We start from the raw sequence: 15,144 nt of genomic DNA, 5'->3' as shown, positions 1-15,144 counted from the left end.
TCCCTACCTAAATTGATAATTTCTTAAGTTGTTTGCCGCCATAAAGCGCATTAACTAATGCACGTGTTCCTGTAATTGCGGTAAACATTGAAATTGCCACACCAAGTGAGAGTGTAATTGCAAATCCTTGTATTGGACCAGTTCCCACTGCGTACAATATAATTGCGGTTAAAATTGTCGTTAAATTTGCATCAAAAATAGAACTAAATGCCCCGTTATAACCTTCGTTAATTGCTTGTTGAATTGGACGACCATTTCGAATTTCTTCTTTAATACGTTCAAAAATCAACACGTTGGCATCCACCGACATACCTAGGGTTAATACGATACCAGCAATCCCGGGCATTGAAAGCGTCGCACCAGGTAAAATAGACATTAAACCGACTAACAACACAATATTAATGACCAAAGCAAAACTTGCGATAATACCGAACATTTTGTAGTAGAACAGCATAAAGACAATCACAGCAATGAGCCCCCATAAACTCGCATTAATCCCTTGCTCTACATTTTGAGCTCCTAAAGATGGGCCAATTGTACGTTCTTCAACAATTTGAATTGGTGCAATTAATGCCCCAGATTTCAATAAGGTAGAAAGATTGTGCGCTTCCGCGATACTATCAACACCAGTAATTTGGAAATTAGAACTGAAACGACCTTGGATCGTCGCCACATTAATGACTTCCTCATGTTTTTCTAAAATGGTTTTACCATTTTCGTCTTTTTTGCCATTATCTTTATATTCAACATAAAGTGTTGCCATTGGTTTCTTGTAATATTTTTTGGTGGTTTGAGACATGATCTCACCGCCTTCCCCATCCAACGTTACACTTACTTGCAAAGTGCTTGAATGTGGATCTAAACCGGAACTTGAATTAATAATATGCTCACCACCTAATACCGCGCGTTTAAATAATGCAACAGGATGACCTTGGCGATCATATTTAATTTCCGTATCGGCTGGTAACATATTACGAGAAATTGCATCGGCTGTAACATTTTGATTTACGATACGAAACTCAAGCGTCGCTGTTGCCCCTAAAATTTCTTTTGCTCGTGCTGTATCTTGTATTCCAGGTAATTCAATAACAATACGTTCTGCACCTTGCCGTTGAATCACAGCTTCAGATACGCCTAATTCAGTGACACGTTTACGTAAAATAGTTAAGTTTTGCTCAATTGCTAAGTCACGTGCTTCATTTAATGAAGCGGTAGATAACCCTAAATTGATACTATCGTTATCCAATTCTGTTATATCTAAGGTTGGATGTAACTGATGAATAATACGTTCTGCTTTAGAGCGTTGACTTGCATCGACCAATGTGACAGAAGTACCAAAATGCTCAGTATTTTTAATTGTCTTATATTGAATTTTTTCTTTACGCAGTTCGTTACGTAAACTGTCTTGTAATTGATCTTGGCGTTTTACAAGTGCCGCATTCATATCGACTTCCATCAAAAAACGAACCCCACCTCGTAGGTCTAATCCCCATTTCATGGGGGCTGCACCAAACATACTTAACCAAGCTGGAGTGGCAGGAGCGAGGTTTAATGCGGTGGTGTAATTATTGCCAAGACGCTCAGCTATCTTATCTTTAGCGAAGAGTTGATCATCGGTATTATTGAAACGAGCTAGAATTGAGCCGTTCTCAAGCACGATAGATTTAGTTGGAAGATTATTGGTTTTAAGCACATCTTGAATTTGTCCAAGCACGCTAGTATTCGCTTCTTGACCACGTGTACCGGAAATTTGCACCGCAGGATCTTCACCATAAATATTTGGAAGAGAATATAAAATCCCGATGGCTGCAATAAAAATTACCATCAAATTCTTCCATAATGGATAACGATTTAACATAGTTTTCCTTTTCTAACGCACAGAGCCACAATTCGTGGCTCTGAAAAATAATTTAACGTTACTCTTAAAGTGATTTTAATGAACCTTTAGGAAGAACGCTCACAATGTAGTTACGATTAATCGTAATTTCTGTCGTGTCGTTTAACGCAATCACGATACTATCGCTACCTTCGGTTACTTTAGTAATTTTGCCGATTAAACCACCAGCGGTTAAAACTTCAGTACCCTTTGCAAGCTCAGACATCAATTTTTTATGTTCTTTATTGCGTTTAGCTTGAGGGCGATAAATCATAAAGTAAAAAATTAAACCAAAAATCACGAAAATAAATAACGTGGACATCGGGTTTTGTGCTTCCATTGTATGTTTTCCTTGTTAATTTAAGTTAAAAATTGCGCTTAAAATACCATAAATTGGCTCATTGGGAAAGGTGAACCACACCCAATATCCTACGTTATGGCGATTAATTTTATTTTTTCAAGATAACGATAAATTCTTTTTCCGAAGCGTAATATTGCTCGACCAAAGCAACAGAATTTTCCTTTGCAAAAATAGAAAAATTTTCCACCGCACTTTCAAGGTTTAAGATCAACATTAGCTCATCATTTTTATCCAAATTTTTTAAGGCTTTTTTGGCACTTAAAAGAGGAATTGGACATCGAAGTGCGGTTAAATTGAGCTGATATTTCATTCTTTAACTTGACGACGAGCACTCATGCTCTTGCCCATTTCAGCCAAAATATCCGCACTTAAACATTCACGCCCCATTTCAAATAACGGTTCTTCTAACGCAATATGACGCTCATAACCTTGAACAAAGCGTTCAATTAAATGTTCATCAATATTTTGACGTTGTTCAGAAATAAGCTCTTCTAACTGCGCAGATAGTGCATTCCAATTTTCATGCAAATATTCGTGCTGTTTTTCTAATTCATCAATGGAGCTTTGTACTTGCGGAGCCACTTTGACTAATTGAGGGAAAAAATCTAATTCTTCGTCCTCATGATGTAACGGCGCGGCACGATTGAAATAAGTTAAAATCTGCTCAACATCATTTAATACAGCCTGAGTATAGCCGTGTTTTTCTAGATAATCAGGCAAAATGCTTAACTGGCGACAAAAGCGTTTTACCTTACTATGACAAGCATAAAGCATTTCAATAGGTTCATTCCAGGTGGCGAATTGTTGAGGTTCAAGAATTTGCATAAGGTTTCCTTTGTTAAAAAGTGCGGTCAGAAAACATTTCATTTTTCTACCGCACTTTTATCAATTATGATTTATCCGCTAATTGTAATGGTGGAACAGGTTTGCCCATACGAGCATAGAATTCCACCACAAAATCATCAAAACGATCATCTTCAATCGCTTGACGAATTTCCGCCATTAAACGTTGATAATAGCGTAAATTGTGAATGGTATTTAAGCGTGCACCTAAAATTTCACCGCATTTATCTAAATGATATAAATAGGCTTTGGTGTAGTTTTTACAGGTGTAGCAATCACATTCAGGATCTAATGGGCTCGTATCATCGCGATATTTTGCATTACGGATTTTAACAATACCATCCGTCACAAATAAATGGCCATTACGTGCGTTACGGGTTGGCATTACGCAGTCAAACATATCAATACCACGACGAACGCCTTCTACTAAGTCCTCCGGTTTACCTACGCCCATTAAATAACGAGGTTTGTCAGCCGGGATTTGTGGGCAGATGTATTCTAAAATGCGGTGCATGTCTTCTTTTGGTTCGCCTACTGCTAAACCGCCCACCGCATAACCGTCAAAGCCAATATTCACTAAGCCTTCTAGTGATACTTTGCGTAATTCTTCAAACACGCCGCCTTGAATAATACCAAATAGCGCATTTTTATTGCCTAATTCATCAAAGCGATCACGGCTGCGTTTTGCCCAACGAAGAGACATTTCCATGGATTTTTTCGCATAATCGAAAGTCGCTGGATAAGGCGTACATTCATCGAAGATCATCACGATGTCAGAACCTAAATCATATTGAATTTCCATAGATTTTTCAGGTGAAAGGAAAATGCGCTCACCGTTAATTGGGTTTTGGAATTTCACGCCTTCTTCGGTGATTTTACGTAATTTACCTAAACTAAATACTTGGAAGCCACCACTGTCAGTTAAAATCGGACGATGCCATTGCATAAAATCGTGCAAATCACCATGTTTACGCATGACTTCTTGTCCTGGTCGAAGCCATAAATGGAAGGTGTTACCCAGTAAAATTTCTGCACCTGTCGCACGCACTTCTTCTGGCGTCATGCCTTTTACTGTACCATAAGTACCCACTGGCATAAATGCAGGGGTTTCTACACTGAACGTGCCTTGTGGACGTTCAAATACCAAGCGACCACGACGAGCATTGCCGCTTGTTTTATCTAATTCATACTTCATTTTTGCTCCAACGAATAAACAGTTCGAAGATTTTTTTAAACAAAAAAGCCTGTTAAAAAATACAGGCCTTGTGATATCATATTTCCAATGCTCTTTGAGCAGAGGCGGATCTACTAAGATAGTCCGCCAGTTGCCGCTGTCGGGCTATTTCGTAGATCCTGAGTTTGTTAATCATACTAAGGATAAAAATATGACTAAATTTATGATTAAGTTGGTCATCATTATTCTACTTTGCCTGTTATTGAAAAGTAGCACTGGCTATTAGTAGTTGATGCCGACAAGGGATGGTTACCGCCATCTCTTGTTCTTTATTGTAGGTGCTGACTAATTACAAGTCAAACAACTTATTCCAATCCTCTCACATTAGGATTTTTATTAATAAACATCGCATCGCCAAAACTAAAGAAACGATATTTTTCTTGCACTGCATGCTTATACGCATTCATGGTATTTTTATAACCAGCAAAAGCTGAAACTAACATAATCAGTGTGCTTTCAGGTAAGTGGAAATTAGTAATTAAGCAATCCACCACTCGGAATTTTTTACCAGGATAAATAAAAATAGAGGTATCAGAAAAATAAGGCTCAATTAAATCTGGATTGCCAAATTCTTCCGCAGAAAGCGCCGCACTTTCAATAGAACGAACAGAAGTGGTTCCTACTGCAATCACACGTTTACCCGCTTTTTTTGTTGCAATAATTGCATTGCAAACTTCTTGAGAAACTTCTACGTATTCTGCATGCATCACATGCTCTTCAATATTCTCGACACGAACAGGCTGGAATGTTCCTGCGCCTACATGCAATGTGACAAATTCAAAATTCACACCTTTCTTTTTAAGTTTTTCAAGCAAGGGGTCATCAAAATGTAAGCCTGCTGTTGGTGCTGCTACAGCGCCCGGTACTTTACTATAAACGGTTTGATAACATTCTTGATCGGCTTCTTCATCTGGACGGTCAATATAAGGCGGCAATGGCATATGTCCAATGGCTTGCAACACATCTAAAAGAGCTGTTGATTTATCACTTAATTCCACTTCAAATAATGCACCATGACGCGCTGTCATTACCGCTTTAATTCCATTATTTTCGCCTAATTTATCTTCACCTAAAAATAATTCAGCCCCTTCTTTTGGTGATTTTGATGAACGAATATGCGCTAAGAAACGATGCTCATCTAACATGCGTTCAACTAAAACTTCAATTTTTCCACCGCTGGCTTTACGCCCAAACATTCTTGCAGGAATGACACGAGTATTATTGAAAATCAATAAATCGCCTTCATCAATTAAATCCAATACATCTGAAAAAGTGCGGTCAATTACCGCGCCATTTTCCCCGTTCAAATGTAATAAACGGCAAGATGCTCTATCCTCTTTTGGATAGCGAGCAATAAGTTCATCAGGTAAATCGAAATTAAAATCTGAAACACGCATAATAAAGTTTAGGTTAAATAAAATAGGCGATAAGTCTAGTTTGAATCGGGGATGATCTCAAGAAAAAATAAAAATCTTATCTTCTATCATAGTTAAACTTTTTTATTTATCTATTAAGGTGATGCAAGTTAAGGAGTATTTAAGATAAAAAATGGCTAGCAATTACGCTAGCCATTTTGATGAATTATAAATTTGCTTTTTTAGTTGCTTTTGCGTTTACATCACAATTTTTGATGATGATCTTATCGCTAGTTTTGCCTTTTTGAATTAAATTCACCGGTACAACAGAATCAAATTTATCTAAAGTTAAACCACTATCTACATTCCAAACATAGTCACCAGAAGTGAAACTTGTAAAATCGTTTTGTGATTTATCACGAGCAAAATCTTTTGCAATAATTTTGTTACCTAAACTAACCATTGCCGCAACGGGCTCTTGGTTTTCAAATTGATACACTGCAGTCACAGTTTTTTTATTGCAAGAATAAACTACTGTTTTGTCAGTAATAGTTGATGCAGTTTGAGCCGCCATTTGAGCCGATGCTTTTTCCATTACTGGCGCTTCTTTTGCACATGCAGATAATACGATAGCGGCAGCAAATGCCGGTAAAACTTTAGTAAAGTTCATTATTAAATCCTCTTAATTAAGCCTCAATCTGAGGCGCTACTTAGGTACGTTTAATTAAATAAAGTTCCCAATGTTAAATCAAAAAATCTATTAACATGAAACTAGATTCTAATTGTCATTTTACGACTTTTTATACTAAAAGTGCGGTAATTTTTTAATGTTTTTCTAAAATCGGTTTAAGGAATCTGGCGGTATGAGAGCCTTCGACTTTAGCGACTTCTTCAGGTGTGCCAGTAGCAATAATTTGTCCGCCACCGCTTCCCCCTTCAGGACCAAGATCGACAATCCAGTCTGCCGTTTTAATCACATCAAGATTGTGTTCAATAACGACAATAGTATTTCCTTGGTCGCGTAATCGATGCAGTACTTCAAGTAATTGCTTAATATCAGCAAAATGCAAACCAGTTGTCGGCTCATCTAGAATATACAAAGTTTTACCTGTATCACGTTTAGAAAGCTCAGTCGCTAGCTTAACGCGCTGCGCTTCACCGCCTGAAAGTGTTGTGGAAGATTGGCCTAATCGAATATAAGATAATCCCACATCCATCAAGGTTTGTAATTTTCTTGCAATCATTGGAATCGCATCAAAAAACTCGCGAGCTTCTTCCACCGTCATATCTAAAACTTGATGAATCGTTTTACCTTTGTAACGAATTTCTAAGGTTTCGCGATTATAGCGTTTACCTTTGCATTGGTCGCAAGGAACATAAACATCGGGTAAAAAATGCATTTCAACTTTGAGTACACCGTCACCTTGACAAGCCTCACAGCGTCCACCACGTACGTTAAAGCTAAAGCGTCCTGGATTATAACCACGCGCACGCGCTTCTGGCACGCCTGCAAAAAGTTCACGAATCGGGGTAAATAAGCCTGTATAAGTCGCTGGATTTGAACGTGGCGTGCGCCCAATCGGGCTTTGGTTAATATCAATAACTTTATCGAAATGTTCTAATCCCTCGATAGATTGATAAGGTGCATAATCGGTTTTTTCAGCTCTATTTAATGCATTTTGCGCAAGTGGAAATAAAGTATCATTAATGAGTGTTGATTTTCCTGAGCCTGATACACCAGTAACGCAAGTAAACAAACCGACGGGAATATCTAAATTCACATTTTTTAAGTTATTACCTGATGCTCCTTTAAGCTTGAGCCATTTTTTCTTATCAAGTGCAGTGCGTTTTTTAGGAATTTCAATTTTATCTGCGCCTGATAAGAATTTTCCTGTGATGGAATTTGGATTCAGCATAATTTCATCAGCGTTTCCTTGCGCAATAACTTGTCCGCCATGCACGCCAGCACCTGGTCCAATATCAATAATATGATCAGCCGCACGAATTGCGTCTTCATCGTGTTCCACGACAATTACCGTATTACCAAGATTACGCAGATGAATTAATGTATTAAGTAAGCGTTCATTATCACGTTGGTGCAAGCCAATAGACGGTTCATCTAATACATACATTACACCAACAAGCCCCGCACCAATTTGGCTAGCAAGGCGAATACGTTGTGCTTCACCGCCTGAAAGAGTTTCAGCAGAACGAGAAAGAGAAAGATAATTCAAACCTACATTTACTAAGAACTGCAAACGCTCGCGGATTTCTTTAAGAATTTTTTCCGCAATTTGTGCTTTTTGACCGGTTAAAGAAAGCGCGGTGAAAAATTCGAGCGTTTCACCAATACTTTTTTCCGCGATCATCGGTAAATTCGTTTTTCCGATATACACATTACGCGCTTCTGGTCGTAGACGAGAACCACCACAGTCTGCACAAGGTCGATTGCTAATATTTTTCGCTAACTCTTCTCGCACCGACATTGATTCCGTTTCTTTATATCGGCGAGCCATATTATTCAAAATACCTTCAAAAGGATGCTTGCGAATAACCACATCTCCACGATCATTCATATATTGGAATTCAATTTCCTCTTTGCCTGAGCCATGCATAATGATGTGTTGAATTTTTTTTGGCAAAGATTCATAGGGCGCTTCAACATCAAAATCATAATGTTTCGCCAATGAGGTGAGCATTTGATAATAATAGAAATTTCGACGATCCCAACCTTTTACCGCGCCACCAGCAAGGGAAATAGTTGGATTTTGCACCACACGATCTTCATCAAAATATTGTTGCATACCCAAACCATCACAAGTAGGGCAAGCTCCGGCAGGGTTATTAAAGGAAAATAAACGAGGTTCTAATTCTGGCACAGAATAACCACAATGCGGACAAGCAAAATTTGCCGAAAAAACTAATTCTTCCGCTTTCGGATTATCCATATCTGCCACAATCGCGGTGCCACCTGAAAGCTCTAATGCGGTTTCAAAAGACTCAGCTAAACGTGTTGCTAAATCTGACCGCACCTTAAAGCGATCAACTACCACTTCAATAGTATGTTTTTTCTGTAACTCTAATTTTGGTGGATCAGATAAATCGCAAATTTCGCCATCAATACGCGCACGAATGTAACCTTGTGCAGCAATATTTTCTAAAATTTTAACGTGTTCACCTTTTCGATTTTTGACAACTGGCGCAAGTAACATCATCTTTCTGTCTTCTGGCAAACTTAATACTTTATCCACCATTTGACTAATCGTTTGTGCCGTTAATGGAACATCATGATCTGGACAACGCGGTTCACCTACTCGGGCAAACAATAAACGTAAATAATCGTAAATTTCCGTAATTGTTCCCACCGTAGAACGTGGATTGTGTGAGGTAGATTTTTGTTCAATCGAAATTGCAGGGGAAAGTCCCTCAATAGAATCCACATCAGGCTTTTCCATTAAAGATAAAAACTGACGCGCATACGCCGAAAGAGATTCAACATAGCGGCGTTGCCCTTCCGCATAAAGTGTATCAAACGCTAAAGAGGATTTTCCCGAACCTGAAAGCCCAGTAATCACCACAAGTTTATTGCGTGGAATAGTTAGATTTATATTTTTCAGGTTATGGGTTCGGGCCCCGCGAATATCGATATTTTCCATAAAATAACTCAAAAGAATGAAATAAGTTTAAATTCTGCGATCATTATCGCATATTTTAACATCTGTGCAAATATCCAGTTAAAATATATAGATCTTTTGAAAAATTTCAGGCAAAATAACCGCACTTTTTTAGATAAAAAATGAGGTTTTTTTATGGCTGGAGTTAATAAAGTCATTATTGTGGGTCATCTAGGCAATGATCCAGAAATTCGTACCATGCCGAATGGCGATGCTGTAGCAAATATTAGCGTAGCAACGAGTGAAAGCTGGAACGACCGTAATACTGGCGAGCGCCGTGAAGTAACGGAATGGCACCGCATTGTATTCTATCGTCGTCAAGCGGAGATTTGCGGTGAATATTTACGCAAAGGCTCTCAAGTATACGTAGAAGGTCGTTTAAAAACGCGTAAATGGCAAGATCAAAATGGTCAAGATCGTTACACCACAGAAATTCAAGGCGATGTAATGCAAATGCTTGGTGCGCGCAATCAAAACGTAGGTGGCTACCCTAGTGATATGGGAGCTGCACCACAACCTTCTTACCAAGCTCGTCAAACTAACACTGGTGGTAATTATCAATCATCTCGTCCTGCGCCGCAACAAGCTGCACCACAGGCTGAGCCACCAATGGATGGATTCGATGACGATATCCCATTTTGAGTTACATATAATTAAATATTGTAAAATATAACACAAAAAAATGAGAGAAACCTTATAAAACAAGGTTTCTCTTTTTACGTTTATTATAGCCAGACGAAAGTCTGGCTGTAATTAAATAACTCAAACCATTAGGATAATGGTTTGAGTTGAGATTGTAGGTAGAGATATTATAAGGAATTTGAGTTATTGGAAGTAATTGATAATTTTGAGGTAAGCTTATGGTTTATATATGTTTTGAAACTAAGCTAAAGAGATTTTGTCTCAGCATACTTTCAGCTTCTGAAATATTCATCCTCCACATATCTGCCAATATTGCAATGGCAATATCAGCATTCCAAGGGAATAAAGCTTGTGTTTTAAAATTCCCAAAAGGTCCATCAGTTTCAATTAATATTTTTTCTATTGGCATAAGTTGAGCTAAATCATCCCCCTTTTTACTACTTAACATTGCGGGTCCTACAGAAAAATAGCAGCCCATTTCAATCGCTCGTTTTAACTGTTGCTTTGTGCCTGAAAACCAATGAAGGATTGGCAGGTTATCATTTACTTGACTTAATTCATCTAGTACAGCATTTGCACTCATCCTAGAATGTATACTTAAGATTTTTCCGCCAGATTTTGCTGAGCTTCTTAAAATATGGCGAAAGACCTTTAATTGTGTTTCCCAATGTATTTTAAACTCTTTTCCGCCATCCAAACCAATTTCACCCACATAGCGAGTTTGGTTTAATAATGCATCAAACAATTCCAATTCTTGCCAACGTTCATGAGCTAGTTGGGGATGCAATCCCAAGGCGGTACGAATACGAGGACAATCTTTTGCTAATGAACTTGTTCCACACCACGCTTTTGGTGTAGTTGTAACAGATAAGACATAAATATTTTCATCTTTACATCGTTTTGCAACGTATTGTGGATTAGTATATAAATCCAAATGGCAATGCATATCCATCATAATATTTGGTTCTCTATTAAAAGTTGCTCCACTTCATCCAACCCATTTATAAAAACATTTGCAAACTGATTTAATTGTTGAGTGGATAGTGAACCACTTTGTAAAACCCATTGATTGATGTTGCGATGATTTTTTTGACGAATAGCACTTATTAAAGCAAATAAATCATCTCTTCTGTCCTGATTTATTAAAATTTGCCGAATGTCATTAAATTCATATTGGGCATCATTGGTAATACCAGCATAATGCAATGACGCTCTACGAATCAGACATGGAACACAAACCCCGCATTGTTGATTTTTGCGTTTCCAATGGCTACACGAAACAGTATCAGGGATAATTTGCTTTAATAATGGTAAATTTTTGCATTCTGCTATCATTTGCCCTTTGGTTTTAAATTGATAAGGATTTCTTAAAGTGAAAGGAATATTGACCGCAGTGAGAAATTTTTGTATTTCTTGGATAAAATAAGGGTGAGTGGTACGGGTACTTAAAGTGCCTACTCTGCGTACTGTTAAAGGTGCATTGATTGAAATTACCCCATTTTCAGGAACTAAAATATCAATCTTTTTTTGCGCGACTTCCTGTAATGCATAAGCTGATACAATGGCAAATGCCAAAAAATTTAAACTTCTGGTTCGCATTGTGATTTCAGTGCTTTTTCCATTATTTGAATGAGGTTGTGCAATCGCATTAAATTGGGAAAATTGATTAATATAACCATTTCGGTTAAGTTGCTGAATAATAGCTTGCTGGCGTGATTTATCACCTTTATAAGAATGACTAACTAAAACTGGTGAATGCCCCAACTCCAATAAATCAACTACCCCAATTGCTGAATCTAACCCACCTGAAAATAAACAAACACAGTCCTTATTTCTTAGATCTACCAATTTGGTTCTGCCACTTAATTTATAGGGCTGTGGCGGTAACTGTCCGCCTGCCTGAAAATCAAATTGCCAAATATCACCACTTAAAAAGTGTAAAATCTGTTCTAAATGAACTTTGTTTGCTTGCCAAATATCTGGCTGGCACAATGGTAACGTGATAGAAAAGGAACGACACCAGCCATTTGCAGTATCTTTTCGCAAAATAAAAGTATCTGCTGCTGTAACTGCCATAGCAATAGTTAGAAAATCCATTACTTGATTATTGAGTTCAACACCTAATCTTCTTACTCTATCCAAAACCATATTACCAATATGAGCGATTTGTAGACTTTTATCACCCATACCATAAAGACGAATAGGTAAAACACCATTAGGCAAATTTTTTAATTGCTCAATATCGTGGTGAAAAAATAATTGATTCATCAATAATCCTCCCATTCTTCCCAAATTTCCAAAATAGCTTGGTTTTGAATTTCTCGCATTTGTTCAATTGTTAACTGGCAAACATCATCCGTAAATTTAGGGGCAAGCTTAATATCTACTACTTCACGAATGAGTTGCCGTAAATCATTTTCCGCGTTGGCAATTTGCACAGGATCATCGCCTTTCTTCCAAGCCTTACCGGCATCGTGTGCAATTTGCAGAAAAATACTTTCGGTTAAATAACAAATCATCATTTTACCAATGACTTCAGTGGTAATGTTATTTTCATCAAAAGTTGTCATTCCTTCCAATGCTTCTGATAAAGCAATATTCATTGCAGAACGAATTTTGTCTGAATCACCGTGATGACCAGCCAAAAGTTCGGTAATTTGGTTGATGGCTTCATCGCAAGGCTGACCATTTAAACTATGTAAATTAACCGAATATTGTTGCTGCTGGCTGCCTGAAAAAATACCAAATAAACCCGAGCCTGCTTGGGTAATTTTCCCCAATTTTTGGACAGCTATATGCTTACCACCACTGGCTTTTCGTGCATAATGCCCAAGTGCTTTACGGACATCATCACGCCCACCGCTTCGTACAGCCCTACCGATTGCTTGACGCAATCCCTTTAATCTCTGTGGGTCTGGTGTTTGTAACGATGTCTGACTATCATCAACCCAAGAGGGTAATAGAGGCGAACGACCATTTGGCCCTACGCTAGATTGTGAAGTACCCATTGCTTACTCCTTGTACCAAGTTTCACTTTTTAATCTTTTGTTCAACCACGGATAGTTAATGTCTTTATTTTTCAATTCAGCAATAAAGCGAGTTAAAATTTTTGCACCGTCTTCTGAATTTGCCGCTAGCAAACAAGCCCCCATAAAACCATCTGGGCTTTTATCCCAATTATCCAGCTTTCTTAATTGTTCAATCAATGCTTCCATAACGGAGATTTGTTCATCAATTGTTAATCTCTGAATAGCGTTCTGAGTATTTTGTGAGCCTGTTCTTGATTTAGTTACAAGTAAAATACTTAAAACATCTTGGGCTTTTTGAGAAAGTTGAGCAGTGTAAGTATTTAGCGGAATGGTTTCTCTAGATAAATAAATTGCTGCTCGTAAATTAACATCAGATAATTTTGGCTCTAATTTTACCCATTCTTTGATAAATGTTTGAATGGATTTATTTTCGGAGAGCATTGATAAATTTTGCTCATTGTTCTTTTCAAGCCCTTTTAATAATTCAGAGTTACCATCTTCTTCATTGATACTCTGATAAAATTTTGTTACCACATCAGAATCCACGCATCGCTCAAAAATAACCAACTTGGTAATAATCGCTTCATCTAATGACATTTGACGCTTGTTTGCGATTTTGGTACGCATTTTAATGGTATTTAAAATGCGTTTTACAATTCTAGGATTACCGTGAATATTAGGTGAATTTGCTAATAAAGGCGCTACTCTGTTTGCGCGTTCAAAATCTGACAATAGAGCTTGATTGTGTTGCTCTTCAATAGTTTTGGCTACTTCTTCTGGATTTAAAGATTGACTTTTCCAAGATTGTTGCAAATGAGTTTCTAAAAATTGGCGTAAGCTTGCTAATTTTCCGGTTGGTACTTTTTGATGAATGGCGTACAGCATATATAAATACGCACGAATTTCAAGCACACCTGCTTTGGGTACACGAATAGGAATCTGTATGAGCTTATCCAAATAATCAATTTGATGACGATACGACAAATCTTTGTAATGCTCCGCAACTGAATGGCGAATCATTTCCTCGTCGGCCGCGATAATGAACGCCGTCCGATTTAAAAACAAAAATAAACGAATCGCCTCCAATGTCTGAATAGCATTAGCAGGCAGACAACGGTCAAGATTATCAATTACAATAACCAGCTTTTTACCTAAATCCTGTAATATTTCGCTATATTCTTTTCTAAACTCATCTATTTGTTGTGGTGGTGTTTGTTTCTCTTTTGGCTTGATAAGATTTTTCCCTGAATCAACAAGATTTTTCCCTACTTCTACAATTTGCTTACTTTCTGTTTCATTTTGAACACCATCCAATGATTCTTTTGCTGTTTCAAATGTTTTGGAAATTAAGCCAAAAGTTGGCACTCCTGCAGCCAACGCAGCTCCTTCGGCCATTAAACCAAGCAAACGCAAACCATTAATTCTCGCAAATAAGTTTTTGGATTTTTTCAAGATGGTTTCTTCATCTTTGGCGGCCTGAATCAAATGGCTTGCAATAGTTTCCAAAAGCGCCGCTCTGGCATCATCAAATCCCTGATAGAGCCAAGCATCAAATTTAATTATAATCCACTCATCAGGCTTGATTTGTTGCTCAATCAAATTTAACAAAGAGGACTTACCTGCTCCCCAGTTACCAAAAATACCTATTGAAACTGGTAGCATAGCCTCAGATTCCAATATTTCAGTAACAATTTGGGATACCTCACCAAAATTGAGATAGTCTTCTTTAGATTCAGTATCTGACCACACTAAATTACCCTTATTTATAAAAATATAGATTTTTATATACTAACACATTTTTCAACAAGCATTTTTAATGTTTTTATAATGATAAGTATATAGAAGGTATCAAGATTGATGGATGAGTTATCGAAATTAAAAGATATTAGGAAAAGGGATGGAAGTGGAATAAAACAAATTAAACTACTATAATCGACCAGCTTTTCCTTCTTTCAAGGATTTTATAGATAAACATTGTCAATTTGGTATCTCATAGCAAGCACATTGTGTAAAAAGTGAATGACTAAAACCTAATTATTTGATTTTAAATAACTTTATGATTTACATTTTACTATAAAATAGAAACAACCATTTTAATTCAAACGAACTCAAAACAAAAAGGAAGCAATT

13 protein-coding genes are annotated in these 15,144 nt (G+C 37.4%); 1 reads left to right on the top strand and 12 read right to left on the bottom strand.

The window, feature by feature from the left end; translation table 11 throughout:
• Positions 1–7: 7 nt before the first annotated feature.
• The 8 genes from secD to uvrA form a co-directional block, all read right to left on the bottom strand.
• On the bottom strand, positions 8–1,858 hold the full coding sequence (gene secD / locus AAX15_RS02370; RefSeq protein WP_046938957.1) for a protein translocase subunit SecD: 1,851 nt from the start codon (positions 1,856–1,858) through the stop codon (positions 8–10).
• A gap of 64 nt (positions 1,859–1,922) precedes the next feature.
• Positions 1,923–2,216 carry a preprotein translocase subunit YajC gene (yajC, locus tag AAX15_RS02365; RefSeq protein ID WP_005631054.1) on the bottom strand — a complete coding sequence of 98 codons (294 nt, stop codon included), beginning with the start codon at positions 2,214–2,216 and terminating at the stop codon, positions 1,923–1,925.
• 109 nt (positions 2,217–2,325) lie between these two features.
• Complete coding sequence (locus AAX15_RS02360; RefSeq protein ID WP_046938956.1) at positions 2,326–2,547, bottom strand: sulfurtransferase TusA family protein; 222 nt, start codon at positions 2,545–2,547, stop codon at positions 2,326–2,328.
• Complete coding sequence (locus AAX15_RS02355; protein ID WP_046938955.1) at positions 2,544–3,062, bottom strand: hemerythrin domain-containing protein; 519 nt, start codon at positions 3,060–3,062, stop codon at positions 2,544–2,546. The genes AAX15_RS02360 and AAX15_RS02355 overlap by 4 nt, the downstream gene beginning before the upstream one ends.
• 64 nt (positions 3,063–3,126) lie before the next feature.
• Positions 3,127–4,275 (bottom strand): tRNA guanosine(34) transglycosylase Tgt, encoded by a 1,149-nt coding sequence (tgt, locus tag AAX15_RS02350; protein WP_005645731.1) that lies wholly within the window; start codon positions 4,273–4,275, stop codon positions 3,127–3,129.
• A gap of 344 nt (positions 4,276–4,619) precedes the next feature.
• A complete protein-coding gene (gene queA / locus AAX15_RS02345; RefSeq protein ID WP_046938954.1) occupies positions 4,620–5,711 on the bottom strand; it encodes a tRNA preQ1(34) S-adenosylmethionine ribosyltransferase-isomerase QueA in 1,092 nt (363 codons plus the stop codon).
• A 184-nt stretch (positions 5,712–5,895) separates the two neighbouring features.
• A complete protein-coding gene (locus tag AAX15_RS02340; RefSeq protein ID WP_046938953.1) occupies positions 5,896–6,339 on the bottom strand; it encodes a hypothetical protein in 444 nt (147 codons plus the stop codon).
• Between the two features lie 154 nt (positions 6,340–6,493).
• Positions 6,494–9,325 carry an excinuclease ABC subunit UvrA gene (gene uvrA, locus AAX15_RS02335; RefSeq protein WP_046938952.1) on the bottom strand — a complete coding sequence of 944 codons (2,832 nt, stop codon included), beginning with the start codon at positions 9,323–9,325 and terminating at the stop codon, positions 6,494–6,496.
• 153 nt (positions 9,326–9,478) lie between these two features.
• Here uvrA and AAX15_RS02330 point away from each other — a divergent pair, with 153 nt between their 5' ends.
• On the top strand, positions 9,479–9,985 hold the full coding sequence (locus AAX15_RS02330; RefSeq protein ID WP_046938951.1) for a single-stranded DNA-binding protein: 507 nt from the start codon (positions 9,479–9,481) through the stop codon (positions 9,983–9,985).
• Between the two features lie 223 nt (positions 9,986–10,208).
• Here the strand turns inward: AAX15_RS02330 and qatD are convergent, their stop codons facing one another.
• The 4 genes from qatD to AAX15_RS02310 are packed head-to-tail and all read right to left on the bottom strand — an operon-like array spanning position 10,209 to position 14,763.
• Complete coding sequence (gene qatD, locus AAX15_RS02325; protein WP_046938950.1) at positions 10,209–10,940, bottom strand: Qat anti-phage system TatD family nuclease QatD; 732 nt, start codon at positions 10,938–10,940, stop codon at positions 10,209–10,211.
• On the bottom strand, positions 10,937–12,253 hold the full coding sequence (qatC, locus tag AAX15_RS02320) for a Qat anti-phage system QueC-like protein QatC (protein ID WP_046938949.1): 1,317 nt from the start codon (positions 12,251–12,253) through the stop codon (positions 10,937–10,939). Before qatC ends, qatD begins: the two co-directional genes overlap by 4 nt.
• The gene (locus AAX15_RS02315) at positions 12,253–12,993 is read right to left on the bottom strand and encodes a hypothetical protein (RefSeq protein ID WP_046938948.1); all 741 of its coding nucleotides are present in this window, start codon (positions 12,991–12,993) and stop codon (positions 12,253–12,255) included. The genes qatC and AAX15_RS02315 overlap by 1 nt, the downstream gene beginning before the upstream one ends.
• Positions 12,994–12,996: 3 nt before the next feature.
• The gene (locus tag AAX15_RS02310) at positions 12,997–14,763 is read right to left on the bottom strand and encodes a KAP family P-loop NTPase fold protein (protein WP_046938947.1); all 1,767 of its coding nucleotides are present in this window, start codon (positions 14,761–14,763) and stop codon (positions 12,997–12,999) included.
• Positions 14,764–15,144: the final 381 nt, after the last annotated feature.

The organism is Haemophilus haemolyticus (assembly GCF_001008275.1).
Classification (GTDB): domain Bacteria; phylum Pseudomonadota; class Gammaproteobacteria; order Enterobacterales; family Pasteurellaceae; genus Haemophilus; species Haemophilus haemolyticus_P.
This window is presented reverse-complemented; position numbering and strand designations above follow the sequence as displayed.